Below are 26,156 nucleotides of genomic sequence, written 5' to 3'. Positions count from 1 at the left end.
ACCCGCGGGTGGAGCGTCCTCCAGCGTTGCGTGCCGGAGTAGCGTCGAGACGTGACCTCTCCCACCGAGACCTCCTCCACCGTCAACGTCCCGGCCCCCCGCACGGTCGGCGAGCTGCGCGCGTCCGGACACGTGCAGAAGACCCTGCGGGTCGAGCTGCGCGACAACCTGCTCGCGGCGCTCCGCGAGGGGCGCGACCCGTGGCCCGGGCTGCACGGCTTCGAGTCCACCGTGATCCCGCAGCTCGAGCGGGCCCTCATCGCGGGGCACGACATCGTCCTGCTGGGCGAGCGCGGCCAGGGCAAGACGCGCCTGCTGCGCACCATGGTCGGCCTGCTCGACGAGTGGTCGCCCGTCATCGACGGCTCCGAGCTCGGTGAGCACCCCTACGAGCCCATCACGGTCGGCAGCCGGCGGCGTGCCGCCGAGCTCGGCGACGACCTGCCCGTCGCGTGGCGCACGCGCGACGAGCGCTACGCCGAGAAGCTCGCGACGCCCGACACGTCCGTCGCCGACCTGATCGGCGACGTCGACCCCATGAAGGTCGCCGAGGGTCGCAGCCTGGGCGACCCCGAGACGATCCACTTCGGGCTCATCCCGCGCAGCCACCGCGGCATCGTCGCGATCAACGAGCTGCCCGACCTGGCCGAGCGCATCCAGGTCGCGATGCTCAACGTCATGGAGGAGCGCGACATCCAGATCCGCGGCTACGTGCTGCGGCTCCCGCTCGACGTCCTGGTCGTCGCGAGCGCGAACCCCGAGGACTACACCAACCGCGGTCGCATCATCACTCCGCTGAAGGACCGCTTCGGCGCCGAGATCCGCACGCACTACCCGACCGAGCTGGTCGACGAGGTCGCCGTCATCCGGCAGGAGGCCGACCTGGTCGCCGAGGTGCCGGATCACCTCATCGAGATCCTGGCCCGCTTCACCCGTGCGCTGCGCGAGTCGTCCGCGGTCGACCAGCGCAGCGGCGTGAGCGCCCGGTTCGCGATCGCGGGCGCCGAGACGATCGCCGCCGCGGCGATCCACCGCGCGACGCGCCAGGGCGAGGACGAGGCCGTCGCCCGTCCGGTCGACCTCGAGACCGCGGTCGACGTGCTGGGCGGCAAGATCGAGTTCGAGTCGGGCGAGGAGGGACGCGAGGACGAGATCCTCGACCACCTGCTGCGCACCGCGACGGCCCAGACCGTCCGCGAGCACTTCCGCGGCGTCGACCTCTCGCTGCTGGTCGAGGCGATCGAGACCGGCGCGATGGTGACGACGGGCGAGCAGGTCACGGCCCGCGACTTCCTCACCGGGCTGCCGGTCCTGGGGGAGTCCGAGCTGTACGACGAGGTGTGCGACCGTCTCGGCGCGACCAACGACGGCCAGCGCGCCGGCGCGATCGAGCTGGCGCTCGAGGGCCTGTACCTGTCGCGCCGGATCAGCAAGGACAGCGGCGGCGGCGAGACGATCTATGGCTAGGGCCAACCGGCGCCTCACCCGGGCGTCCCGCTACGGCCGGTACGTCGACGGTCCCGATCCGCTGGCACCGCCGGTCGACCTGTCCGAGGCCCTCGACCAGATCGGCGAGGACGTCATGGCGGGCTACTCGCCCGAGCGGGCGATGCGCGAGTTCCTGCGACGCGGCGGACGCGACCAGGCCGGTCTGGACGACCTCGCGCGCCGGGTGCAGGACAAGCGCCGCGAGCTCGCCCAGAAGCACAACCTCGACGGCACGCTGCAGGAGATCAAGGAGCTGCTCGACCGCGCGGTGCTCACCGAGCGCAAGCAGCTGGCCCGCGACGTCGACCTGGACGACGCCGACCGCACGCTGGCCGAGATGCAGCTCGACCACCTGCCGGCGTCCCCGGCGGGTGCCGTCAGCGAGCTCAACGGCTACCGGTGGCAGAGCAGCGAGGCGCGCGAGGACTTCGAGAAGATCAAGGACCTGCTGGGTCGCGAGATGCTCGACCAGCGCTTCGCCGGCATGAAGAACGCCCTCGAGAACGCGACCGACGAGGACCGCGCCGCGATCAACGAGATGCTCGACGACCTCAACCGGCTGCTCGAGTCGCACCGGTCGGGGGAGGGCACCCAGGAGCAGTTCGACGAGTTCATGGCCCAGCACGGCGAGTTCTTCCCGGAGGACCCCCAGACGATCGACGAGCTGCTCGACGCCCTCGCCCAGCGGTCGGCCGCGGCGCAGCGCATGCGCAACTCGATGACCGCCGAGCAGCGGGCCGAGCTCGACGGCCTCGCGCAGCAGGCCTTCGGGTCGCCCGAGCTGATGCAGTCGCTGGCGCAGCTCGACGGCAACCTGCAGGCGATGCGTCCCGGCGAGGACTGGGGCGGCTCCGAGCGCATGGACGGCCAGGAGGGGCTGGGCCTCGGCGACGGCACCGGTGTCTTCCAGGACATCGCCGACCTCGACGAGCTCGCCGAGCAGCTCGCGCAGTCGTACGACGGCTCGCGCATGGACGACCTCGACCTCGACAAGCTCTCGCGCCAGCTCGGCGACGAGGCCGCCGTCGACGCCCGCACCCTGCAGCAGCTCGAGAAGGCGCTGCGCGACTCCGGCACGCTCAAGCGCGGCTCCGACGGTCAGCTCAAGCTGACGCCCAAGGCCATGCGCCAGCTCGGCAAGGCACTGCTGCGCGACGTCGCCGACAAGATGTCGGGACGCCAGGGGGCCCGCGACGTCCGCCAGTCGGGAGCCGCCGGCGAGCGCTCGGGGGCCACGCGTGAGTGGGCGTTCGGCGACACCGAGCCGTGGGACGTCACGCGCACCGTCACGAACGCCCTGACCCGCACCGCCGGCGAGGGCGGGGCGACCGGCGGCGGCGTGCGCATCGAGATCGGCGACGTCGAGGTGCAGGAGACCGAGGCGCGCACCCAGGCGTGCGTCGCGCTGCTGGTCGACACGTCGTTCTCGATGGCGATGGACGGCCGCTGGGTGCCGATGAAGCGCACCGCGCTGGCGCTGCACACCCTGATCAAGAGCCGCTTCCGCGGCGACGACCTGCAGCTCATCGCGTTCGGCCGGCACGCCGAGGTCATGGACATCGAGCAGCTCACGGGGCTCGACGCGATGTACGCCAAGGGCACCAACCTGCACCACGCCCTGCTCCTGGCGAACCGGCACTTCCGCAAGCACCCGAACGCCCAGCCGGTGCTGCTGATCGTGACGGACGGCGAGCCGACGTCGCACCTCGAGAGCAGCGGCGAGGTCTACTTCGAGTACCCGCCGCACCCGCTGACGGTCGCGTACGCCGTCCGCGAGCTCGACAACGCGACCCGCTTGGGCGCCCAGACGACGTTCTTCCGCCTCGGGGAGGACCCGGGCCTGGCCCGGTTCGTCCAGCAGATGGCGACGCGGGCCGGCGGCACGGTCGTGGCACCCGAGCTCGACGACCTGGGCGCCGCCGTCGTCGGCTCGTACCTGGGCTCGCGAGGACCGCGCGGCGGGTCGGGCGGCTTCGGCGACGTGCTCGGCGGCGGCCGGGGCTTCTGGGCCGGCTGAGCCGGACCGCCGTCAGGCCTCGCCGTCGATCAGGAAGGTGTCGCCCGACCTGACGAGCTGCAGGGTGACCGAGTCGGTGCGGCTCTCGCCCTCGCGCTCGTACGAGTACGTGTACGAGACGCGCAGGTCGGCCGCGTCGGCGTCGACCTGCTGGACGTCGAGGTCGGAGACGCCGTCCCAGAAGCCCTTGTAACCGTCGAGCCCGTCGCTCTCGGCCTGGAACTTCGGCGTGAGCATCGTGAAGCCCGTGTCGGGGTCGCTGCTGGCGGTCTGCAGGTAGTCGGTGACGAAGCCCTCGAGCGCCGCGTCGTCCGCCTCGGCGGGATCGACCGAGGGTGACGGCGACGGCGACGGCGACGCGGTGGCGGCGGGCTCGCTCGTCGAGGTGGGCGGACCGGCCACGGGACCACCGTCGTCGTCTCCGCCGAGGTTCAGCACGAACACGAGGGCGGCGACGGCGGCCAGCCCTGCCAGGACGATCAGGGCCGTCCGGGAGCGGTCGGCACGGCTGGCGGGCTCTCCGGCGGTGGCGGCGGGCGCGGCCGGCGCAGGGACGTCCGACGCGGCGTGGGCCGGTTCGGTCGCCTCGGCCACGGGCGGAGCGAGGGGACGGAAGGCCGTGGTGGCGGTCGGCTCGGCGGGCTCGGTCGTGTCCGCGAAGGCGGCGAAGCCCTGCGTCGCCTCGAGGTTGCGGGGCACGTCGTGCACCGAGCGGGTCGCGGCCCGCTCCTCGATCCACGCCATGGTCGGCCGGGCGTCCGGATCGCGCTGCATCATCGAGGTGACGAGCGTCGCGAGCTCGTCGTCGGAGTCGAGGCGCGGCGGCTCCTCGTTGACGATGCGGTACATCGCTCCGAGCACGTTGTCGCCGACGGCGTACGGCGGCTGCCCGTTCAGTGCGTGGAACAGGGTCGCGCCGAGCGACCAGACGTCGCTGGCGCCGGTCGCGGGGCGTCCGCTGGCGACCTCGGGCGAGAGGTAGGCGGGCGATCCCGTGACCATGCCGGTCTGGGTGAGGGAGGCGTCGGCCTGCGCGCGGGCGACCCCGAAGTCGGAGAGCTTCGCGACGCCGGCCTGCGTCAGCAGGATGTTGGACGGCTTGACGTCGCGGTGCACGATGCCGTGGGCGTGCGCGGCGGCCAGCGCCAGCGCCACCTGCTCGGCGATCGGCGTCAGCTCGTCGGGCGACAGGTGGCCCCGTTCGGTGATCAGGTCGGCCAGCGTCGGACCGTCGACGTGCTCCATGACGAGCCACTGGTAGCCGTCCTCGTCGACGAGGTCGAACACCGCCACGACGTTCTGGTGGTTGATGCGGGCGGCGAGGTGCGCCTCGCGCTCGGCACGCTCGAGGTCGGGCGTCGCTCCGCCGGCGGACATGCCGATCTGCTTGACGGCGACGTCGCGACCGAGCACGGTGTCGTGGGCGACCCACACGGCCCCCATGCCACCCCGGCCGATCTCGTGGCCGAGCTCGTACCTGCCGCCGATCATGCTGCTCCCGTCCACCCGAAGAATCGCCCCGGTTGTCCAAGATAGGGGGTCGCCCGGCGCGGCGCCTCATCGTGCGGCGTCCGTCACCAGGTGTCGACGGCCGCCCCGCTGCCGACCAGGCGTCCGTCGCGGGCGGCGGCCGAGACCAGACGGGCGAGGAGCCCGCGTGTCTCGGCGGGGTCGACGACGTCGTCGATCTCGAAGTGCCGGGCGACGTTGAGCGCGCCCGCCTGCGCCTGGGCGTGTGCCGTCAGCTCGCGCACCTGCTGCTCGCGCTCGTCGGGATCCTCGATCGCCGCGAGCTCGTCGCGCATCGCGAGGCGAACGGCTCCCTCGAGCCCCATCGCCCCGAGGTGGGCACCGGGCCAGCCGACCGTCATGAGGGGCTCGTGGGTGCTGCCTCCGAGCATCGCCTGCGCGCCGAGGCCGTAGGCGCGGCGCAGGACGACGCCGATCAGCGGCACGCCGAGCCGCGCTCCGGCCACGAGCAGCCGCGAGGTGTGACGGACGAGACCGGTCTGCTCGGCGTCGGGCCCGACCATCATGCCGGGGGTGTCGACCAGCGAGACGACGGGGAAGCCGTGCGCGTCGCACAGCTGCAGGAAGCGGGCGGCCTTGTCGCCGGCGTCGGCGGTGATGGCACCGGCGGTGTGGCGCGTGTCGTTGGCGACGAGACCGATCGTGCGGCCCTCGAGGCGTCCGAGGGCCGTGACGAGCTCGGGCGCGAACGTCGGACGCAGCACCGTGACCGAGTCGTCGTCGCAGATCGTCTCGATGACGGGGGTGACGTCGTACGACGTGCGCTCGCCCTCGGGCACGGCCTCGCGCAGCCACGACTGGTCGGACGCGGTCCAGTCGTCGACCGGGCCGAGGAAGTAGCCGAGCAGGTGACGGGCCTCGGAGACCAGCTCGTCCGCGTCGACGAGGACGTCGATGACGCCGTTGGCGGTCATGACGTCGACGGGCCCGACGTCGGCGGCGGCGACGTCGCCGAGCCCGCCGCCTGCGATCATGGCCGGGCCGCCCATACCGAGGGACGCCCGGGGTGTGGCGACGATCAGGTCGGCGCAGCCCGCGATGACCGCGTTGCCGGCGAAGCAGCTGCCGTCGACGACCGCGATGCGCGGCACCCGGCCGGACAGGCGCGCCCACGCCGCGAACGTCGTGACGTCGAGGGCCGAGACCAAGGGGATGTCGGTGTCGCCCGGGCGTCCGCCGCCGCCCGATGCGAAGAACACCGTGGGCAGCGCGAGCTGGTCGACGACGTCGATCAGCCGGTCGGTCTTGCGGTGGCCCCGCATGCCCTGCGTGCCGGCCAGGACGAGGTAGTCGTACGACATGACGGCGCACGCGTGGCCGTCGATCGTCGCGATGCCACCGACGATGCCGTCGGCGACGGTGCGGTCGAGCAGGTCGTCGACGCTGCGCCGCCCGGCCTGGGCGGCGGTGACGTAGCGGCCGTACTCGACGAAGCTGCCGGGATCGACGAGGTCGGCGACGTTCTCGCGGGCGGTGCGTCCGCCCCGGGCGTGGAGGCGCTCGACGGCGTCGGGCCGTGCGGAGTCCTCGGTGAGGGCACGGCGGGCCAGCAGGTCGAGCAGCTCGGGTCGGATCGTCACGGTCGCACGCTAACAGCCACGGGGGAGTGACGATCGGGAGAACGGAGCGTGTCGTTCCTTGACTCATTCAAGTTTGGCCGTAGGCTGGGGTCATGCCCACCGCACCGGAGATCGAGCAGCTCATCCGAGCGTCCGACCTCCGCGTCACCCGCCCCCGCGTGGCGGTGCTGTCGGCCATCCACCAGCACCCGCACGCCGACACCGACACCCTGATCGGCGCCGTGCGCGCCGACGTGGGCGACGTGTCGCACCAGGCCGTCTACGACGTCCTGCGGGCCCTGACGGGTGCCGGGCTCGTGCGGCGCATCCAGCCGTCCGGCTCGGTCTCGCGCTACGAGGCGCGGGTCGGCGACAACCACCACCACGTGGTGTGCCGCTCGTGCGGGTCGATCGCCGACGTCGACTGCGCGCACGGCGCCGCGCCGTGCCTGGTGGCGTCCGACGACCACGGCTACGCGATCGACGAGGCCGAGGTCATCTACTGGGGCACGTGCCCCGCGTGCGCCGCCTCGCGCACCCCCTGAACTTTCACAGATCCCACCCTCCGTCCGGAAGGAACGACATGACCGAGAACAACCCGCACCACAACGCCGTCGTCGGCGACATGGACGACGAGAGCAACGAGGGCGTCGCGAAGTGCCCCGTGATGGGCGGCGAGCGCTCGCACCCGACCGCCGGCTCGGCCAACCAGGAGTGGTGGCCCAACCAGCTCAACCTGAAGATCCTGCGCAAGCACCCCGCCGTGGCCAACCCGCTGGGCGAGGAGTTCGACTACACCGAGGCGTTCAACAACCTCGACCTGGCCGCCGTGAAGGCCGACCTCGCCGAGCTCATGACCGACTCGCAGGACTGGTGGCCCGCCGACTTCGGCCACTACGGCGGCTTCTTCATCCGCATGGCGTGGCACAGCGCCGGCACGTACCGCACGTTCGACGGGCGGGGCGGCGCGGGAGCCGGCATGCAGCGCTTCGCGCCGCTGAACAGCTGGCCCGACAACGGCAACCTCGACAAGGCCCGCCGCCTCCTGTGGCCCATCAAGAAGAAGTACGGCGCCGCGATCTCGTGGGCCGACCTCATCATCCTGACCGGCAACGTGGCCCTCGAGACGATGGGCTTCAAGACCTTCGGCTTCGCCGGCGGACGTCCCGACGTGTGGGAGCCCGACGAGGACGTCTACTGGGGCCCCGAGAGCGAGTGGCTCGGTGGTGAGCGCGGCGGCGAGCTGCGCTACACCGGCGACCGCGAGCTCGAGAACCCGCTGGCAGCCGTCCAGATGGGCCTGATCTACGTCAACCCCGAGGGCCCGGAGGGTCAGCCCGACCCGCTCGGCTCGGCGCGCGACATCCGCGAGACCTTCGGCCGCATGGCCATGAACGACGAGGAGACCGTCGCGCTGATCGCCGGCGGCCACACGTTCGGCAAGACGCACGGCGCGGGCGACCCCGACCAATTCGTCGGCCCCGAGCCCGAGGGTGCCCCGATCGAGGAGCAGGGCCTCGGCTGGAAGCAGTCGCTCGGCGACGGCAAGGGCGACAACGTCATCACCAGCGGCCTCGAGGTCACGTGGACGTACCACCCGGCTCGCTGGGACAACGAGTACTTCCACATCCTGTTCGGCTACGAGTGGGAGCTGTTCCAGAGCCCGGCCGGCGCCAACCAGTGGCGTCCGAAGGACAACGCCGGTGCCGACATGGTGCCGCTGGCGCACGACGACACGCAGCGCCGTGAGCCGCGCATGCTGACGTCCGACCTGGCCCTGCGGTTCGACCCCATCTACGAGCCGATCGCGCGCCGCTTCAAGGACGACCAGGACGCCTTCGCGGACGCGTTCGCGCGCGCCTGGTTCAAGCTGACGCACCGCGACATGGGCCCGATCCAGCGCTACCTCGGCCCCGAGGTGCCGCAGGAGGAGCTGATCTGGCAGGACCCCCTGCCCGTCGCGCCGGCCGAGGTCGTCGACGCGAACGACGTCGCGACGCTGAAGCAGCAGATCCTCGACACGGGCCTGACCGTCTCGCAGCTCGTCTCGACCGCGTGGGCGTCGGCGTCGACGTTCCGCAGCAGCGACAAGCGCGGCGGCGCCAACGGTGCCCGCATCCGTCTCGAGCCGCAGAGCGGCTGGGAGGTCAACAACCCCGACCAGCTCGCGACCGTCCTGCGGACCCTCGAGGGCGTCCAGTCGGCGTTCAACGCCGAGGGCACGAAGGTCTCGCTGGCCGACGTCATCGTCCTCGGTGGTGTCGCGGGTGTCGAGCAGGCGGCCAGGGCTGCCGGCCACGACGTCACGGTGCCGTTCACGCCGGGCCGCACCGACGCCTCGCAGGAGCAGACGGACGTCGAGTCGTTCGCGGCTCTCGAGCCGGTGGCCGACGGGTTCCGCAACTACCTCGGCAAGGGCAACCGTCTGCCGGCGGAGTTCTCGCTGATCGACCGCGCGAACCTGATCGGTCTGAGCGCGCCCGAGCTGACCGTCCTGATCGGCGGCCTGCGCGTCCTCGGCACGAATTACGACGGTTCGTCGCACGGCGTCCTCACCGACGCGCCCGGCACGCTGACGAACGACTTCTTCGCCAACCTGCTCGACCTGGGCACGCAGTGGGCGGCGACGTCGGACGCCTCGGACGTCTTCGAGGCGCGTGACGGCAGCGGCACCGTCCGCTGGACCGGGACGCGCAACGACCTGGTGTTCGGCTCGAACTCCGAGCTGCGCGCCATCGCCGAGGTCTACGCCAGCGACGACGCGAAGGACAAGTTCGTGAAGGACTTCGTCGCGGCGTTCGACAAGGTCATGAACCTGGATCGCTACGACCTGGTCTGACCCACCCCCTGACCAGGGCCCCCGTCGGTGTTGCTGCCGGCGGGGGCCCTGCCGTTCCCACGGGACCCGGGCGGGCGGTGCGTGGGCGACCTGTCACGCGGCGTGATGCGTCGCTGCGTCACCGCACGCCGGTGGACGACCGGCCCGAGGGCTTGTCCGGACCGGTTAGCGTCGGTACGGATGCCTCGAACAGACATGGACCCGCGCGTGCCGTCGGGGGCCGGCAAGCGACGGGCGCAGAAGCCCACCAGATCGTCGGTCCGCCTCGTCCGACGCGACCGCGGACGCGGAGTGCTCGCGCGGTTCAGGATCTCCCCGGCGATGATCGGCGTGGTCGCCATGACGGCGGCCGGCGTCGGGACGTTCGCGACGGCCGGTGCCAGTGCCGCCGACGCGGAACTGACCAGCATGGTCGGTTCGGCGCCCGGGTCGTTCCTGGCGACGGCGGCGCAGGTCCAGTCCGCGGACGGACGCGTCGACGTGAGCCGCGGCTTCGATCGTCCGCAGCTGACGCAGCAGGCCGCCCAGCAGGCGTCGCAACGGGCTCAGGCACTCGAGGAGCTCGATCGCGACATCACCGCGACGGCCGAGGAGGCCGAGCGCGCTGAGGCCGATCGCGTCGAGCAGGAGGAGAAGTTGCGCAAGCAGTGGGTGCTCCCGGTCGTCGGGTACACCCTCACCGCCCGTTTCGGGCAGCAGAGCAACCTGTGGTCGAGCGGAGCGCACACCGGGCTCGACTTCGCCGGACCGTCGGGCAGCGAGATCGTGTCGGTGGCCGCCGGCACCGTCACGTCGGCCGGGTACGACGGCTCCTACGGCAACCGCACCGTCGTCACGCTCGACGACGGCACGATGATCTCGTACTCGCACCAGAGCCGCTTCGTCGTGGCAGCCGGCGACCAGGTCACGCCCGGCCAGGTGATCGGCTACTCCGGCTCGACCGGCAACGTCACGGGCCCGCACCTGCACCTCGAGGTCGAGCTGCCCGGTTCGGGGTTGACCGACCCCGAACCGGTGCTGCGCGAGCACGGCATCACGCCCTGACACCGGGCAGTGGCCGGCGCTCAGCCAGCGTCGGTGCTGCCCAGCTGCTGCTCGATCGGCACGGTCCCGGCCACGGTCACGTCACCCGTGTGCGCGGTCGTGACGGTCTCGATCAGCACGATCTCGACCTCCTCGTCGGCGACGGGGTTGTGCCGCACGCCGCGCGGCACGACGTGGAACTGGCCCGGCTCGAGCACCACCTCGACGTCGCCCTCGAGCTGGATGCGGAGCCGGCCCGAGACCACGAGGAACATCTCGTCCTCGTCGTCGTGCGCGTGCCACACGAGCTCGCCCAGCAGCTTCGCGACCTTGACGTACTGGTCGTTGACCCGCCCGACGACGCGCGGCGTCCAGTGCTTCTCGACCGTGCGGAGCTCGGCCGCGACGTCGATGCCGGACAGGGCGTTCATGGTGTGTCTCGCGGTGTGGGGGTCACCGTGTCATGGTGTCACCCGCGACCGTGCCTCGGGCACGGGTGCTGCGAACGCCGCGCGGTGAGCCCCACGAGGCTCTACGCTGGGCCGACTTCTCACCTCGACCCATCGGAGCTGCGATGCCTGCCGTGCACCGGCCGTCCGTCTGGATGATCGCCTGTCTGGCCGCTGTGCTGTGCAGCGTCGTGCTCGCCCCGTCGTCGGCGCAGGCCGGGGTCAGGACCGAGGGATTCCCCTGCACGATCGTCGGCACCAACGGCAGCGACGTGCTGAGGGGGACGGCCAAGCGCGACGTCATCTGCGGCCGGGGAGGGAACGACGTCATCCGGGGCGGGGGCGGCCACGACCGGATCGACGGCGGGACCGGCAAGGATCGCATCGACGGGGGAGCGGGACGCGACTTCATCGTCGGCGGACCCGGGAACGACGTGCTCCGCGGCAATGCCGACGCCGACATCTTCAAGGGCGGTGACGGCAACGACCGCATCGAGGGCGGCGCCGGCAACGACCAGATGCTGGCCGGGCGGGGCAACGACCGGTTGAAGGGTGGCTCGGGGACCGACTCGCTGGTCGGCAACGCCGGAACGGACCGACTCGACGGTGGCACCGGAGCGGACAAGATCTCCGGCGACGGCGGTGACGACGTCATCGACGGCCAGAACGGCGACGACACGCTCGCCGGCGGTGACGGCGACGACCTCGTGATCGGGCTCAGCGGCGACGACTACCTCAGCGGCGGTCAGGGCACCGACCGCGTGGACGGCGGCTCCGGCTTCAACCTGTGCGACGTCCCGGACGCCGGCGACCAGCAGCTGCGGTGCGCCACCGACACCGCGGCGCCGATGGTCGGCGCGGTGATTCCGTCACCCGCCGTCGTCGACGTCAGCGCCGGTGCCCAGCGCGTGAACGTCTCGGTCCGGGTCACGGACGACACGGGCGTGACGTCGGTGCAGATCGGTTCGAGGGGCTCGTTCAAGCAGTCGGGCACCCCGAGGGACGGCGTGTGGACGGGAGTCGTCGACGTGCCCCGGTTCAGCCAGCCCGGCCCGCGGTCGCTGTCCGTCTACGTGCGCGATCGCGTCGGGCGATCGACCTACGTCGAGCGCGAGAACGTCTTCTCGGTCGTCAACAACCGGGTCGACCAGTCGATGCCCGTCGTCACGGGGCTGAGCCTGAGCGCCACCACGATCGACGTTCGCTCGTCGTCGCAGCCGGTCACCGGCTCCGTCACCATCTCGGACGACCTCGCCGGGGCGAAAGACGTGCGCATGTGCCTGATGCGGGCCGATACGGACAGCGAGGGGTACTACCTCGCCACCGCGTGCGCGTACATGGCACAGGTCTCGGGTGGGCCGCAGAGCTCGACCTGGCGAGGGACCGCGACGGTGCCGCAGGGATCGGTCAGCGGCACCTGGAACGTCCAGATCCTCGTCGACGACGCAGCCGAGATCCGGCCGACCGACGTGTGGAACGGCCCCGATGCTCATCGGCAGCGCGATGCCGACGACCTCTCGCAGCATCTCATCCCCGGCGGCGCAGGTGCCTTCTCGGTGCTCGGTGTCGCGCAGGTCTCGGACCCGCCGCGCCTGACGTCCGTGACGCTCAGCCCCGCGACGGTCGACACCTCGCGCGGTGCGGTTCGCGTCACGGCCACGATGACGGGCACGGACGACGAGGGCATCACCAGCACCCGGCTGAACATCGGCGGGCAGGTCAGCCCGACCGGAATCAGCGGGTACATCGACATCGCCAACGTCACCGACTTCCGGCTGATCAGCGGCACGCCCCGAGACGGCACCTGGCAGACCACGTTCGTGGTCCCCGGGGGCACCCCGGACGGCACGTACTCGATCCAGGCCGGGTTCTCCGACGCCCGGCGCTCGACGAGCTGGTCTTCTCCCGGTTCGAGCGGGGGCTCCGACGGGAGTCTCGACCGCACCCCGCTGCCGTCGACGACACACTTCGTCGTCGCGAACTCTCCCTGAGGGGCTCTCCACAGGTCGGATCTCGCTACGGTTGAGTGTCGGTGGTGGCGTCTAGGTTGGATGTATGGCCACCTTCACTACTGCTTCGATCGACGTCCTGGGTGACGTCGCGCGGGAGCAGGCGCGGGCTGAGGCGCGGTCGGTGGTGGCGATGCTGGAGTACAGGGACGCCGAGATGGCGCGGATCGATGTGCTGGAGTCGCCGATGCGTCGGCTTGTCGAGCGCGGCGCCATTGCTCTGGCCATCGGTGAGGCGATGGGATTGTCGGAGGGTCAGGTGGTGCACCGGTTGGCGTTCGCCGACCGGGTCCGCGACCACTCGCCCACGACGTGGGACGCGTTCCTGGACGGTCGCATCGACCTGGTGCGGGTGCGCGAGGTCGGGCACACGATCGGCCAGCTCAAGCGCACCGAGTCCGTGCACCTGCTGGACCGGCGGGTGGTGCAGTACGCGCAGACCCACACGGTCGCCGAGCTGCGGGCCTGGCTCAAGCGATTCGTTCGCCGGGTCGAGGCCGATCTGGCGATCGAGCGGGCCGAGGACGAACGCACCAAGCGGCACGTCAGCATTCAGCACGGTGACGACTCGATGGGTTTCCTGGGCGCGTACCTGCCATCGCACGAGCTTGCCGCGATCGCGGACCGGCTCCGTAAGGACGCCCGTCGTGGCGTCGACCCCGACGACGACCGCACGGTCGCGCAGCGTGAGGCCGATCTGCTGGTCGCGTGGTGCACCGATTCCAACGCCACCGAGGCCGCGATCAATGCGAACATCGGCGTCACGATCGGCGCGGACGTCCTGGCCGGCACGAACCCCGGCTTTGCCGAGTCCACCGACGGCACCTGGGGCGTCCCCGCCCAGTGGATTGCTGACGTGGCCGAATCTGGCAGCGTGTTCTGGCACCGCATCATCACCGACCCGGTCGGCAACGACGTCCTGGCCCACGAATACCTCGGCCGATTCGCCCCGGACGTCCTCAACGTGGCGTCGAGGTTCTTGTACGGAACCTGCCAAGGGCCGGGCTGCATGGTTCCAGCCGAACGGTGCGACATCGACCACCGCATCCCATACCCCGAAGGCCCCACCCGAGGTGACAACCTCGGACCCCTCTGCAGAAGACACCACACCTACAAGGGCCACGGCATCCTGCACTGGACCACCAGACCCGAACCGGTGAACCCGGCCGCCTGACCACGCCTCAGCGGGGCTCGTCGGGCAGGAAGAGCACGCGCCGAAGGGCCCGCGGCATGGTCCAGTTGGCACGACCGAGGACGCCGACCAATGCCGGCGCCAGCAGGCCGCGGACGATGAGTGCGTCGATCGCGATGCCGAGCGCCAGCGCCGTGGCCAGCACCTTGACCTCGACGGTCGGGACGGTCGAGAGGGCGATGAACGCGAAGAACAGGATGAGCGCGGCGGAGGTGACGAGGCGTCCGGTGTTGGCGATGCCCTCGACGACGGCGCGGTCGGTCGCGGTGCGTGCGTCGATCACCTCCTCGGCATCCGGTGCCATGAGGCGGTCGTACTCCTCACGCATCCGCGACAGGAGGAACACCTCGTAGTCCATCGACAGGCCGAACAGGAACGCGAAGGCCGCGATGGGCACCCAGATCGTGATGACGCCGGACGCCGACTGGTTGAACAACAGCTCCGACCCGTAGCCGTCCTGCCAGATCAGCACCGTCACGCCGTAGGCCGCGGCGAGCGACAGCACGTTGAGCGCGAGCGCCTTGATCGGCAACCACAGCGATCGCAGGGCGCGTGCCAGCAGCAGGAACGTCACGATCGCGACACCCAGCACGACCCAGACGACGTCGCCGTAGACGGCGGTGACGAAGTCGGCGTCCTCCGCGGGCGTGCCGCCCACGCGGGCGCCCGCGTCGTCGGCGACGTCGCGGACGCGGTCCAGCGTCGCGCGCCCGGCGTCGCTGGACGGATCGGCGGTCGTCCAGACCTGCAGAAGCGCCTGCCCGTCGACGGTCCAGCCGTCCGACGTCGGAGCGGTCGCAGCCGCGACGCCGTCCACGCGCTGGAGCCGGTCGAGGACGGCGGGGGCGTCGGCGTCCTCGACGAGCACCTCGGTCGGACGCACCACACCTTCCGGCATTCCGGCCGACACCGCTGACGTCAGCGCTGACGAAGCGGGGGTCGAGGACGACACGCCGCTGACCTGCGGCGTCCCGAGCGTCAGGTTCAGCGCCGGGGCGGCCAGGGCCAGCAGGACGACGACCGAGCCGACGACCGTGAGCCAACGGTGGCGCAGCACGCCGGTCGTGATGCGTGCCCACAGCCTGCTGCGCGTGACGGCGGGCTTGCGCCGCGGCCAGTTGAGCTTCGGACCGATCGCGCTCAGCAGCGCCGGGACGAGCGTCAGCGAGATCGCGACGCTGAACAGCGGGATCAGCAGCCCGCCCAGCCCGATGCTGCGCAGGAACGGGATCGGGACGAGCACGAGAGCAGCCAGCGACACCGCGACCGTCACGCCGCTGAACAGCACCGAGTGACCCGCGGTCGCCATCGCCGTGCGCACGGCGTCGTCGTTGCTGAGGCCCTTGGCGCGCTCCTCCCGCCAGCGGGTGACCATCAGCAACGAGTAGTCGATCGCCACACCGAGACCGATCAGCGCAATGAGGTACTCGACCACGGCCGACACGTCGGTCACGTAGGTCAGCCCGAACAGCGCCAGGAACGTGCCGAGGATCGAGAACGCCGCCACGAGCAGCGGCAGCCCGGCGAGCAGCGACCCGAACACGAGGGCCAGGACGACCAAGGCACCGATGCCGCCCAGCAGGATCTCGAAGAGGATGCTGCGGTCTCCGCCGCCGCCCTCCTCGAGCACGCTGAACCCCGTCAGGGTGACCTCGACGCCGTCGGACGAGGCACCCTGGGCGATCTTCTCGAGGGCCGGTGCCGCCTTCAGGTACGGATCGGCACCGGGGACGACCGGGGGATAGGCCACCACCACCGCCTCGTCCCCGCTCACGGCCAGCACGTCGGCGCCGTCGTCGCCTGGCGCGACGGTGCGGGTGCCGGGCACGGCGTCACGGGCGGCGTCCGCCACCGCGCCGGCCCGCTCGGCGGCACCGTCGCCCTTCACAACGAGCAGCAGCGGATCGTTCAGCCCGCCGCTGCCGAACTGCTCGATGATCTGCTCGTTGGTCTCGTACGCCGCCTGGCCCGGCAGGGCGAAGTCGAACGAGAGCCGGTCGACCGTCGTGGGGGCGGTGACGGCACCTGCCACCGCGACGAGCAACCACGTCAGTGCGACGACGATCCGGTGCTTCAGGACCAGGGTGGTGAGAGCGCGCATGCGACGATGTCCGTCCGTGGGTATAAGGAACCTGATGGCTATCAGGGACCTTACACTCGACTCATGAACGAGGCACGTCATGGCTGGAGCGGCGGAGACCCCGATGCCTTCACGGCTCTCACCCTGGTGCGGGTCTCCCACGCGATGAGTCGCGTCTTCGCCGCCACGCTGGCCCCGCACGACCTCGCGCCGTCGCACTTCAGCGTCCTGCTCCACCTCGTGGAGCAGCCTGGTCTCAGCCAGGCCGCGCTGGCCCGCGAGGTGCTGGCCACGCCCCAGTCGGTGGGGGAGATGCTCCGGACGATGGAGGAGCGCGGGCTCATCGAGCGGACCCCGCCCCCGGGCCCGGGCCTGCCGATCGCGGTGCACGCATCGCCCGCGGGACGCGCTCTGCTCGACCGGGTCACGCCCGACGTCCGCGCTGCCTTCACCCCAGCGGCGATGGGCATCGACGATGCGACGTCCGAGCAGATGAACATCGACCTGCACGCCATCCTCGCCGTCTTCACGAGCTGACGAGGGGCCCGATGACACGCGGACGGTCACTGCGTCGGTGGCTTGCTGCCGACAGGGCGCGAGCCCGACGTCTTCGGCAGGAGCGGACGTTCAGGAACAGCGCGATCTGGGGCATCGTCGCGATCTCGATCGGCGTGGGGTGGACGACGAGTTGCCTCGCACTGGACGCGGTCGACCCGTTCCAGCTCGGTCTGGCCGCCCTCATGGTCTGCCGAGGTGTGCCTCTCGTGCTGGCCGGCGCGAGGCGCTGGCGCGCCGGTGGCGAGTTCAACCTCCCTGGCAGGGCCGGCCCTCTGCTCATCTCGCCCCCGCTTGAGCGGCGGGGCGACTGACCTACCGTCGGAACGTCACGTGGGTCGTGCCGCTCTCGGCGACCTCGGTCGTGACCTCGTGCGTGATGTCGAGACCTCCCAGCCCACCCCAGACCCGGACACCTCGCCCGAGGACGATCGGGGCGATCGCGAGGTGCACGTCGTCGACGAGGCCCGCCTGCAGGAAGTCGCGCGCGGTGCTGACGCCGCCGCCGATGCGGACGTCCTGGCCGTCCGCCGCCGCGACGGCCTCGGCCAGCACCTCGTCGACGAGCGCGTCGCGGAAGTGGAAGATCGTCCCGCCCAGGGTCAGCGACGGACGGGGCGCCGTGCGGGTGAGGACGAACACCGGCATGCCGAAGGGGGGCTCGTCACCCCACCAGCCCTGCCACGCCGGGTCGTCGGGATGGGCGTGGAGGCCGAACATGCCCGCGCCGAGGATCTCGGCGCCGACGCCCTCGAAGTACGCGGCGGCGTAGGCGTCGTCGACACCCGTGGTGCCGGCGCCGGTGGTGTCGCCGAACACCCGCTGCTGCATCGTGCGGGTGGCGGTGTACGCGTCCATGAGCCGGCCCCAGTCCTCACCCATCGGGTTCTCGGCACTCTGGCCACCCGAGGCGTACCCGTCCAGCGAGATGTTCAGGTCGACGCGCACGCGGGTCATGTCAGCTTCCTTCGGTGGGGGGAGTGAAGACGAACTCGGCCGGCTGGCGACCGTCCTGCAACCAGTCGAGCAGGTCGAGGAACGCGCGCTCCGCCGCGCACTTGGGCATCGGCTCGAGGCGGAGGACGGGGTCGGCCTCGACGAGCCACCGGCTGCGGTACACGGTGTGGTGGAGCACCCAGCCGACGATGCTGACGACGCCCGGGAGGGCGCTGAACCAGTGGACGACCTCGACACCCTTCGTCAGGTCACGGAGCTCGCTGCCGCGGGGGCGGAGGGTGACCCACACCGCTGCGTCGTCGACGACGACCCGGCGGTTGAAGTAGTCCTGTTCCTGGCGCACGGACCAAGACTGCCAGAGTCAGACGTCGTCCTCGTGGTGCGTGATGGCACGGTTCAGCAGGTCCGCGCTGCCTTGGGCGAACGATCGGCGAGCGCTCGGGGCGACCGCGTCGATCGTCCGGGTCACCCGGTCGAAGCCCGACGGGTCGTCCAGGTCGATGTCGACCGACACGACGGCCGGATCACGCGAGAGCGACATCCGCACCACCTCGGGCAGCAGGATCACCGCCGCCGCGACGGCCTCGGCGCTCGCCCGGGTCTCGAACTCGTAGATCACGGTGGCGCTCACTGCTGCATCGCGGACTCTCTTCGCTTCTCGTGGGGTGACGAGTCGCGGGGGCCGGGCGACGTTCAGGGCTCCAGCATGTCACCCCGCGCCACATCGCCTCGGGCCGCGTGGCGTCTCCTCGACGCGAGGTGCGCGATGACCGCCGCGACGACCCCCGCGCCGATCGGGATCGCGAGGGCGACCCGCAGGTCGGTGGCGTCGGACAGCGCCCCGACGCTCGGGGACGTCACGAGGAATCCGAGCCGCATGAGCCAGCCGAGCATCGCGACACCCGTGCCGGGTGACAGACCCGGCACCCGGTCCGCCGCAGCGAAGGCCGCCGGAACGAGCGTCGCGCTGCCGAAGCCGGCGAGCGCGAACCCGGCAAGGGCGACCGCCGCCGTGGGGCTGGTGGCCGCGACGACCATGCCGACAGCGATCAGCACGCCGCCCGCTCGCGCGACGCTCTCGCGCCCCCACCGGTCGGTCATGCGGTCACCCAGCAGGCGGCCGACGAACTGGGCGCCGATCATCACGGAGACGGCCAGACCGGCGACGGCCACCGGAGCGCTCGTCTCGTCCCGCATGAACAGCACGGCCCAGTTGTTGGCGATGTCCTCGATCAGCGTGCCGCAGATCGCGAGCAGCACCAGCGGCGCGAGCAGGCGCCACGCGCGCGGCGAGGCCGCCTCGGCCGCTGCCGACGGCGCGAGCGCGTCGACGACGACGGGCTGGGCGGCGGCCCCGGACGTCACGAGGCGACTCGCGACCAGCGCGACGATGCTCCACACCGTCCCGTTGACGACCATCTGCACCCCGATGCCGATGTCGAGAGCCGCCGACACCGCACCGATCACGCCACCGGTCGCCGCCCCGAGGCTCCACACCGCGTGCAGCGAGTTGATGATCGACCGCCCGTACGACTTCTCGACCGCGATGCCGGCGACGTTCTGCGCCGCGTCGACGATCGCGTCGGTCAGCCCGGCGGCGAAGAGCGCCACGGCGAACACCCACACGCTGGGGCTACCGCCCGCGACCGCCATCGTCGTCGCCAGGACGATCGAGCCCGCCCACGTCACCCGGGTGGCGCCCCACCGCCGGATCAGGGGAGCGGCGGTGGCCGCGGCGCAGATCGCACCGGCCGCGAACGCCACGACCGTCAGCCCGAACTGCGCGTCGCTCAGACCGAAGTGCGCCTTGAGCTCGGGGTACCGCGGCAGCAGCGCGCTGAACAGGACGCCGTTGGTGAAGAACATCAGGGAGGCGCCCAGACGGCCGCGTCGATCGGCCGAGGACAGTGCGGAGGTGGATGTCACGGCACGACCGTAGGTGATTGGATGATCACGTGCAGCGATCACTTCGACACAAGGCGATCATCCATGCGATCAGCGGTCGCCGTGAGGTGCTGGTGGCCGATCTCGTCGCGCTGACGGGCGCCTCGGCCGTCACGATCCGCCGCGACCTCGCCGAGCTCGAGTCGCACGGTGCGCTGAGCCGGACGCACGGAGGGGCGCGCCAGGCCTTCAAGCGTGGGAGCCCCCTGCCGTTCTCGTCCCGCCTCGAGAGCGACCTCGACGCCAAGCTCGCGCTGGCCGAGGTCGCCGCCGGCCTCGTCGCCGACCACGAGTCGGTCATCGTCGACAACGGCACGACGTGCCTCGAGGTCGCCCGGTGCCTGGCGGGACGTCCGGTCACCGCGCTCGCCCTGTCGCTACACGCCGCGGCCGCCCTCGCGTCACGACCCGGCGCCTACGTCACGGTGCCGGGCGGCCCGGTCGAGACCGACAGCCTCGCCATGACGGTCGCAGGCCTCGAGGCCGTCCGCGACGTGCGGGCCGACGTCGCGGTGATCGGTGCGTGCTCCGCCTCGTCGACGCACGGGCTGACGTCGACGACGTTCGAGGACGCCGCGCTCAAGCGGGCGGTCATCGCGGCGTCGAGCCGGACGGTCCTGGTCGCGGGTGCCGAGAAGCTGAGTCGCTCGTCGACGTTCCGGTTCGCCGGCCCCGATGACCTGACGCACCTCGTCACCACGAAGGACGCACCGGACGACCTGGTGGCGATGTTCCGCGACCTCGGCGTCGTCGTCCACCTCTGCTGAGCCCCTAGGGTGGGGCCATGGACGACGAGACCCTCCTGCGCCGCGTCATCGACCTGGCCGCCAGCGCCCGCCGCGACGGCGAGGCTCCGTTCGCGTCCCTCCTGGCCGCCCCCGACGGCTCGGTGCTGGCCGAGGACCACAGCACCGCACGGTCGACGGGCGACGAGACGGCGCACCCCGAGCTCAAGCTCGCGATGTGGGCCGCCCGCGAGCTGACCCCGGCCGAGGCGGCCGACGTCACGATGTTCACGAGCTGCCAGCCGTGCGCGATGTGCACGGGCGTGATCGACCGCGTCGGTCTGCGGCGCGTCGTGTTCGCGCTGTCGTCGGAGCAGCTGGGGGCGATCGCGCCGCAGCCGGTCCGTCGTCCGGTCCCGCTCGACGGGCCGTACCTGCACGACGAGATCCGTGCGGCGATCGGCGACCACTACACGGCGTCGTGACCGTCAGCCGATGTGCAGCTCGGTGATCGCGTCGTCGCCGACGGTGAACCGATAGCGCACGTCGGCGACGCCGCCGGGGAAGTCGCCCACCAGGCGGATCGCGACGACCCAGTGATCGTGGTCCGGGCGCTCGGTGCCCGTCTCCTCGGACGTGTAGGTGTACTCGCTGCCGCTGCCGGCGTCGCGCACGAAGCGCAGGATCGCATCGGTGCCGCGGAACGTCTGGCCCTGATCGGTCACCACGGCGTCGGGCGAGAAGCAGTCGATGGCGGCCTGCGCGTCGCCGGCCTCGTGGGCGTCCAGGAAGGTGCGGATCGGGAGGGGCACGGAGATCGGGTGCTCGGAGGAGGTCATGTCCCCAGCGTGGACCCTCTCCCCGGGGGAGGGTGAAGACTGGACGCATGATGGCGATCGGCGAGTTCTCGCGCTTCACGCACCTCAGCGTCCGCACCCTGCGCCGCTACCACGACGCCGAGCTGCTCGTCCCGGCCTCCGTCGACCCCGTGACGGGGTACCGGTCGTACGACGTCGACCAGATCCCGACGGCCCAGGTCATCCACCGCCTGCGCGAGCTCGACGTGCCGCTGGCGGACGTCCGGCACATCGTCGCCTCGCCCGACCCGGAGGCGCGTGCCGCCCGGGTGGCCGACCACCTCGGACGGCTCGAGGCCGAGCTCGACCGGACGCGGGCGGCGGTGTCGTCGCTGCGTCGCCTGCTCGAGCCCGAGACCGCGCCACTGGCCGTCGACCTGCGAGGCGTGCCCGCCACGACGGTCGCGGCGATCGAGGACGACGTCGCGCTCGACGACGTCATCGCCTGGTACGCCGGGGCGATGGACGAGCTGGACGCTGCGGTGACCGATCGGACGGGACCGCCCGGGGGGCTCTACGAGGACGCGTTGTTCGAGCAGGGGAGCGGGCGCGTGCTCGTCCACCGTCCGTCGTCCGACCCGCCGAGGGCGGGGCGCGTGCGCCCGACCGTCCTGCCGACCGTCGAACTGGCGGTCACGACGCACGTCGGGGGCCACGACGACATCGACGTCACGTACGGCGAGCTGGGCGCGTGGGTCGTCGCCAACGCCCTGGCGGTGTCCGGCCCCGTGCGCGAGACGTACGTGGTCGGGCCCCGCGACACGACCGACGCGTCCGCCTGGCGCACCGAGATCGGCTGGCCCGTGTTCAGGCTGGGTGGCTGAACGAGGGCGACCTGGTCGGCCCGTCCGACGCACCCTTGCGCAGCATCGGCAGGATCCGCGGCGGCACGAGCTCCGACAGCACGATGACGCTCGTCGACCGCGCCACCGACCCGGACCGGCTGATGTGGAGCAGGGTGTCCTTCAGGTCCTCGTGCGAGGTCGCCGCGATCTTGCAGACCACGTCGGCGCTGCCGCTCGTGATGTACGCCTCCAGCACGTTCGGCAACGAGTCGAGCTCGACCGTCACGGCGTCCAGCGCGCCCTGCACGATCTCGAGCGTCACGAACGCCAGCACCGGGTTGCCCGCCGCCACCAGGTCGACGTCCGGACCGTAGCCCGTCACGACGCCGGTCGCCTCGAGCTTGGCCAGGCGGGCCTGCACCGTCGCCCGGGCGACCTTCGTGAGCCGTGAGAGCTCCAGGTCGCCGATGCGCGGGTTCGCCTTCATGGTCTCCACGAGAGCGACATCGAGCTGGTCCATCGGGTCTCCAACCATGCAGAATGGATAGTTCAGTCGTCTCATGATGCCCGCGACGGGCACCTTTGACCACCCCGCGAGGGCTCGGTTGTCCAGGTCGGCGGTGTGGGGTGTGCTGGGTCACATGACGATCGATCTGACGGATGCCGAACGCCTTGCCGACCTCGACCTCGCCCAGCTGCAGCAGCTGGTCGGACTCGTGGAGCACGACCCCGCGACCGACCCCTTCCCGGTCACCGGGTGGGACGCCGTCGTCTGGGCCGTCGGCAACGCGACCCAGTCGGCGCACTTCTTCGCCTCCGCCTTCGGGATGGACCTCGTCGCGTACTCCGGGCCCGAGACCGGCAACCGCGACCACCACGCGTACGTCCTCGAGAGCGGTGCGGTCCGCTTCGTGCTGAAGGGTGGTGTCGACCCCGCCAGCCCCGTGCTCGACCACCACCGCACCCACGGCGACGGGATCACCGACATCGCGCTCGAGGTGCCCGACGTCGACACCTGCATCGACCACGCCCGCGCCCAGGGGGCGACGATCCTCGTCGAGCCGCACGACGTCACCGACGAGCACGGCACCGTCCGCACCGCGGCGATCGCGGCGTACGGCGACACCCGGCACACCCTCGTCGACCGCAGCGGGTACACCGGCCCGTACCTGCCGGGATACGTCGCGCGGACGTCGTCGCTGCAGCGTGCCGCCGACGCCCCCAAGCGCATCTTCCAGGCCCTCGACCACGTCGTCGGCAACGTCGAGATGGGCCACATGGACGAGTGGGTCGACTTCTACAACCGCATCATGGGCTTCACCAACATGGCCGAGTTCGTCGGCGACGACATCGCCACCGAGTACTCGGCGCTCATGAGCAAGGTCGTCGCGAGCGGCAACCACCGCGTCAAGTTCCCGCTCAACGAGCCCGCTCTCGGCAAGAAGAAGTCGCAGATCGACGAGTACCTCGAGTTCTACCAGGGCCCCGGCGCGCAGCACCTGGCCCTGGCGACGAGCGACATCCTCGACACCGTCGACCGTCTGCGCGCCGCCGGCATCGAGTTCCTGAACACCCCCGACTCGTACTACACCGACCCGGCGCTGCGCGAGCGCATCGGCGAGGTGCGGGTGCCGATCGAGCAGCTGCAGCAGCGCGGCATCCTGGTCGACCGCGACGAGGACGGCTACCTGCTCCAGATCTTCACCAAGCCGATCGGCGACCGTCCCACGGTGTTCTTCGAGATCATCGAGCGGCACGGCTCGCTGGGCTTCGGCAAGGGCAACTTCCAGGCGTTATTCGAGGCGATCGAGCGCGAGCAGGCGCTGCGCGGGAACTTCTGACGGTGGCGCACTACCGGCATGCCGGCAGCATCCCGCCGAAGCGTCACACCCAGCACCGCAGCCCCGACGGCGCCCTGTACCGCGAGGAGCTGATGGGGGAGGAGGGCTTCTCGTCCGACTCGTCGCTGCTGTACCACCGCGGGGTGCCGTCGGCGATCGTCGACGCCCGCACGTGGGAGCTGCCCGACCAGTCGACGACCCCCAACCAGCCGCTGCTCGCCCGACATCTCAAGCTGCACGACCTGTTCGCCTCGGGCGACGGGGTCGACGTCGTCACCGGCCGGCGTCTGCTGCTGGCCAACGCCGACGTGCGCATCTCGTACGTCGTCGCATCCGAGACCTCGCCGCTGTACCGCAACGCGACGGGTGACGAGTGCGTCTTCGTCGAGGCCGGCACCGGCACGCTCGAGACGGTGTTCGGGCACCTGCCGTTCGGGCCCGGCGACTACCTGGTCGTGCCCCGGGCCACGACCCACCGGTGGGTGCCGGACGGCCCGGTGCGGGCCTACTGCATCGAGGCCAACAGCCACATCGCGCCGCCCAGGCGCTACCTGTCGCGGTACGGCCAGCTGCTCGAGCACGCCCCGTACTGCGAGCGCGACCTGCGCGGTCCGACCGGGCCCGAGGTGCGCGACGAGACGGACGTCGAGGTGTTCATCAAGCACCGCGGCTCCGGCCCGGGCGGGCTCGCGGGCACCGTGCACGTCGTCCCGCAGCACCCCTTCGACGTCGTCGGGTGGGACGGCTGCCTCTACCCGTACGCCTTCAACGTCGCCGACTTCGAGCCCATCACGGGTCGCGTGCACCAGCCGCCGCCGGTGCACCAGGTGTTCGAGGGCAGCAACTTCGTGATCTGCAACTTCGTGCCCCGCAAGGTCGACTACCACCCGCTCGCCGTGCCGGTGCCGTACTACCACTCCAACGTCGACTCCGACGAGGTCATGTTCTACGTCGACGGCGACTACGAGGCGCGCAAGGGCTCGGGCATCGGCAAGGGCTCGGTGTCGCTGCACCCCGGCGGCCACTCGCACGGGCCCCAGCCCTCGTCGATCGAGGCGAGCCTCGGCGCGGAGTCGTTCGACGAGCTGGCCGTCATGGTCGACACGTTCCGGCCGCTGGAGCTCGGCGAGGCCGGCACGTCGTGCGACGACGGCGCCTACGCCTGGTCGTGGAACCGGTGAGCACCGACTTCGGTCGCACGACGCTGCCGTACTGCTCGTTCGTGGGTCCGGGGGAGAAGCGCCCGCGCGTCGGCGTCGGCGTCGGCACGGACGTCCTCGACCTGACGGCCGCGGCGGCCCACGCCGTGCCCGAGCGGGCGTCGCTGTTCGCCGACGGCACGCTCGACCCGCTGCTGGGCGCGGGTTCCGCCGCCTGGGCGGAGGTGCGGTCGGCACTGCTCGACTTCGTCGACGCACCCGCGGCCGGACGGTTCCTCGTGCCGGTCACCGACGTCGAGCTGGTGCTGCCGTTCTCGGTGGCCGACTTCGTCGACTTCTACGCGTCCGAGCACCACGCCACCAACGTCGGGCGCCTCTTCCGTCCCGGCGGGGAGGCGCTGTCGCCGGCGTGGAAGCACCTGCCGATCGGCTACCACGGTCGTTCCGGGACGGTCGTGGTGTCGGGCACGCCCGTGCGGCGTCCGTCGGGCCTGCGCAGGGCCGGCGACGCCGTGACGTTCGGGCCCACCGCCAAGCTCGATCTCGAGGCCGAGATCGGCTTCGTGGTCGGCTCGCCGTCGCGACACGGCGAACCGGTCATGGTCGACGACGTCGAGCGGCACGTGTTCGGCATCTGCGTCGTCAACGACTGGTCGGCCCGCGACGTCCAGGCCTTCGAGTACGTGCCGCTCGGCCCGTTCCTCGGCAAGTCGTTCGCGACGTCGGTGTCGCCGTGGATCGTGCCGCTGGCGGCGCTCGACGACGCCCGCACCGCCCCACCCGAGCAGGTGCCCGTGCCGGCCGACTACCTGCGCGCCGAGGACGCGTGGACGCTCGACCTCGAGCTGTCGGTCAGCATCGACGGCACGGTCGTGTCGCGGCCTCCGTTCGCGTCGACGTACTGGACGCCCGCGCAGATGCTGGCCCACCTGACGGTCAACGGCGCGTCGCTGCGCACGGGCGACCTGTTCGCGTCGGGCACCGTCAGCGGTCCCGACCACGACCAGTGGGGCTCGCTGCTCGAGCTGCACCACGACTCGTCGTACCTCGCGGACGGCGACACCGTCACGATCTCGGCGGTCGCCCGTCTCGCGGACGGTCGCGAGCTGCAGGTCGGCGAGGTCACCGGCACCATCACCCCCTGAG

24 protein-coding genes are annotated in these 26,156 nt (G+C 71.5%); 14 read left to right on the top strand and 10 right to left on the bottom strand.

All coding sequences use genetic code 11. From position 1 onward, the window contains the following. Nucleotides 1-51 precede the first annotated feature (51 nt). Both IFT73_RS05770 and IFT73_RS05765 read left to right on the top strand, forming a co-directional pair. Nucleotides 52-1,467 (top strand): magnesium chelatase, encoded by a 1,416-nt coding sequence (locus tag IFT73_RS05770; protein ID WP_192166756.1) that lies wholly within the window; start codon nt 52-54, stop codon nt 1,465-1,467. After that, nucleotides 1,460-3,505 carry a VWA domain-containing protein gene (locus IFT73_RS05765; protein WP_192166755.1) on the top strand — a complete coding sequence of 682 codons (2,046 nt, stop codon included), beginning with the start codon at nt 1,460-1,462 and terminating at the stop codon, nt 3,503-3,505. Before IFT73_RS05770 ends, IFT73_RS05765 begins: the two co-directional genes overlap by 8 nt. A 12-nt stretch (nt 3,506-3,517) precedes the next feature. Here IFT73_RS05765 and IFT73_RS05760 read toward each other — a convergent pair whose 3' ends face one another. Both IFT73_RS05760 and IFT73_RS05755 read right to left on the bottom strand, forming a co-directional pair. Further along, entirely contained in the window at nt 3,518-4,996 is a 1,479-nt protein-coding gene (locus IFT73_RS05760) for a serine/threonine-protein kinase (protein ID WP_192166754.1), read from the bottom strand. 83 nt (nt 4,997-5,079) lie between these two features. After that, the gene (locus IFT73_RS05755) at nt 5,080-6,615 is read right to left on the bottom strand and encodes an acyl-CoA carboxylase subunit beta (RefSeq protein ID WP_371811164.1); all 1,536 of its coding nucleotides are present in this window, start codon (nt 6,613-6,615) and stop codon (nt 5,080-5,082) included. A gap of 92 nt (nt 6,616-6,707) precedes the next feature. On the opposite strand from IFT73_RS05755, the gene IFT73_RS05750 reads away from it, so the two are divergent. From IFT73_RS05750 to IFT73_RS05740, 3 genes are all read left to right on the top strand, one after another. Beyond that, complete coding sequence (locus tag IFT73_RS05750; protein WP_192166753.1) at nt 6,708-7,139, top strand: Fur family transcriptional regulator; 432 nt, start codon at nt 6,708-6,710, stop codon at nt 7,137-7,139. 38 nt (nt 7,140-7,177) lie between these two features. After that, complete coding sequence (katG, locus tag IFT73_RS05745) at nt 7,178-9,433, top strand: catalase/peroxidase HPI (protein ID WP_192166752.1); 2,256 nt, start codon at nt 7,178-7,180, stop codon at nt 9,431-9,433. A 180-nt stretch (nt 9,434-9,613) separates the two neighbouring features. Then, nucleotides 9,614-10,477 carry a M23 family metallopeptidase gene (locus IFT73_RS05740; protein WP_197983507.1) on the top strand — a complete coding sequence of 288 codons (864 nt, stop codon included), beginning with the start codon at nt 9,614-9,616 and terminating at the stop codon, nt 10,475-10,477. A gap of 20 nt (nt 10,478-10,497) precedes the next feature. Here the strand turns inward: IFT73_RS05740 and IFT73_RS05735 are convergent, their stop codons facing one another. Then, nucleotides 10,498-10,887, bottom strand: coding sequence for a cupin domain-containing protein (locus IFT73_RS05735; protein ID WP_192166751.1), 390 nt, complete (start codon nt 10,885-10,887; stop codon nt 10,498-10,500). A 143-nt stretch (nt 10,888-11,030) separates the two neighbouring features. Between IFT73_RS05735 and IFT73_RS05730 the strand changes: the two genes are divergently transcribed. Both IFT73_RS05730 and IFT73_RS05725 read left to right on the top strand, forming a co-directional pair. After that, complete coding sequence (locus tag IFT73_RS05730; protein WP_192166750.1) at nt 11,031-12,896, top strand: calcium-binding protein; 1,866 nt, start codon at nt 11,031-11,033, stop codon at nt 12,894-12,896. Between the two features lie 64 nt (nt 12,897-12,960). Next, on the top strand, nt 12,961-14,088 hold the full coding sequence (locus IFT73_RS05725; protein ID WP_192166749.1) for an HNH endonuclease signature motif containing protein: 1,128 nt from the start codon (nt 12,961-12,963) through the stop codon (nt 14,086-14,088). Nucleotides 14,089-14,095: 7 nt separating this feature from the next. Here the strand turns inward: IFT73_RS05725 and IFT73_RS05720 are convergent, their stop codons facing one another. Further along, the gene (locus tag IFT73_RS05720; protein WP_192166748.1) at nt 14,096-16,207 is read right to left on the bottom strand and encodes an MMPL family transporter; all 2,112 of its coding nucleotides are present in this window, start codon (nt 16,205-16,207) and stop codon (nt 14,096-14,098) included. 63 nt (nt 16,208-16,270) lie between these two features. Here IFT73_RS05720 and IFT73_RS05715 point away from each other — a divergent pair, with 63 nt between their 5' ends. Next, nucleotides 16,271-16,723 carry a MarR family winged helix-turn-helix transcriptional regulator gene (locus tag IFT73_RS05715; protein WP_197983506.1) on the top strand — a complete coding sequence of 151 codons (453 nt, stop codon included), beginning with the start codon at nt 16,271-16,273 and terminating at the stop codon, nt 16,721-16,723. 333 nt (nt 16,724-17,056) lie between these two features. Here the strand turns inward: IFT73_RS05715 and IFT73_RS05710 are convergent, their stop codons facing one another. From IFT73_RS05710 to IFT73_RS19520, 4 genes are all read right to left on the bottom strand, one after another. Beyond that, the gene (locus tag IFT73_RS05710) at nt 17,057-17,698 is read right to left on the bottom strand and encodes a dihydrofolate reductase family protein (protein ID WP_192166747.1); all 642 of its coding nucleotides are present in this window, start codon (nt 17,696-17,698) and stop codon (nt 17,057-17,059) included. Nucleotide 17,699: 1 nt separating this feature from the next. After that, a complete protein-coding gene (locus IFT73_RS05705; RefSeq protein ID WP_192166746.1) occupies nt 17,700-18,041 on the bottom strand; it encodes a hypothetical protein in 342 nt (113 codons plus the stop codon). A gap of 18 nt (nt 18,042-18,059) precedes the next feature. Continuing rightward, nucleotides 18,060-18,329 carry a hypothetical protein gene (locus IFT73_RS05700; RefSeq protein WP_192166745.1) on the bottom strand — a complete coding sequence of 90 codons (270 nt, stop codon included), beginning with the start codon at nt 18,327-18,329 and terminating at the stop codon, nt 18,060-18,062. Between the two features lie 62 nt (nt 18,330-18,391). After that, nucleotides 18,392-19,624, bottom strand: a complete 1,233-nt coding sequence (locus IFT73_RS19520) for an MFS transporter (RefSeq protein WP_197983505.1) — start codon at nt 19,622-19,624, stop codon at nt 18,392-18,394. 29 nt (nt 19,625-19,653) lie between these two features. Here IFT73_RS19520 and IFT73_RS05690 point away from each other — a divergent pair, with 29 nt between their 5' ends. Both IFT73_RS05690 and IFT73_RS05685 read left to right on the top strand, forming a co-directional pair. Further along, on the top strand, nt 19,654-20,409 hold the full coding sequence (locus IFT73_RS05690; protein ID WP_192166744.1) for a DeoR family transcriptional regulator: 756 nt from the start codon (nt 19,654-19,656) through the stop codon (nt 20,407-20,409). Between the two features lie 17 nt (nt 20,410-20,426). Then, complete coding sequence (locus IFT73_RS05685) at nt 20,427-20,852, top strand: nucleoside deaminase (protein ID WP_192166743.1); 426 nt, start codon at nt 20,427-20,429, stop codon at nt 20,850-20,852. A gap of 3 nt (nt 20,853-20,855) precedes the next feature. Here IFT73_RS05685 and IFT73_RS05680 read toward each other — a convergent pair whose 3' ends face one another. Further along, nucleotides 20,856-21,206 (bottom strand): nuclear transport factor 2 family protein, encoded by a 351-nt coding sequence (locus IFT73_RS05680; protein ID WP_192166742.1) that lies wholly within the window; start codon nt 21,204-21,206, stop codon nt 20,856-20,858. 47 nt (nt 21,207-21,253) lie between these two features. Between IFT73_RS05680 and IFT73_RS05675 the strand changes: the two genes are divergently transcribed. After that, complete coding sequence (locus IFT73_RS05675; protein ID WP_192166741.1) at nt 21,254-22,048, top strand: MerR family transcriptional regulator; 795 nt, start codon at nt 21,254-21,256, stop codon at nt 22,046-22,048. Here the strand turns inward: IFT73_RS05675 and IFT73_RS05670 are convergent. Continuing rightward, a complete protein-coding gene (locus IFT73_RS05670) occupies nt 22,032-22,529 on the bottom strand; it encodes an Lrp/AsnC family transcriptional regulator (RefSeq protein ID WP_206759093.1) in 498 nt (165 codons plus the stop codon). The two genes, IFT73_RS05675 and IFT73_RS05670, sit on opposite strands and share 17 nt — an antisense overlap. Before the next feature lie 121 nt (nt 22,530-22,650). On the opposite strand from IFT73_RS05670, the gene hppD reads away from it, so the two are divergent. Genes hppD through IFT73_RS05655 form a run of 3 tightly spaced genes read left to right on the top strand, consistent with a single transcriptional unit; the run spans nt 22,651 to nt 26,155 of the window. After that, nucleotides 22,651-23,850 (top strand): 4-hydroxyphenylpyruvate dioxygenase, encoded by a 1,200-nt coding sequence (gene hppD, locus IFT73_RS05665; RefSeq protein WP_192166739.1) that lies wholly within the window; start codon nt 22,651-22,653, stop codon nt 23,848-23,850. 2 nt (nt 23,851-23,852) lie between these two features. Continuing rightward, on the top strand, nt 23,853-25,031 hold the full coding sequence (locus IFT73_RS05660; RefSeq protein WP_192166738.1) for a homogentisate 1,2-dioxygenase domain-containing protein: 1,179 nt from the start codon (nt 23,853-23,855) through the stop codon (nt 25,029-25,031). Further along, nucleotides 25,028-26,155: a fumarylacetoacetate hydrolase family protein gene (locus tag IFT73_RS05655; RefSeq protein ID WP_371811162.1), complete on the top strand. Its 1,128-nt coding sequence runs from the start codon at nt 25,028-25,030 to the stop codon at nt 26,153-26,155. The genes IFT73_RS05660 and IFT73_RS05655 overlap by 4 nt, the downstream gene beginning before the upstream one ends. Nucleotide 26,156 lies beyond the last annotated feature (1 nt).

The organism is Aeromicrobium sp. CFBP 8757 (assembly GCF_014841755.1).
Classification (GTDB): Bacteria; Actinomycetota; Actinomycetes; order Propionibacteriales; family Nocardioidaceae; genus Aeromicrobium.
Note: the sequence above shows the minus strand (reverse complement) of the source record. Positions and strands in the feature narration are given on the sequence as shown.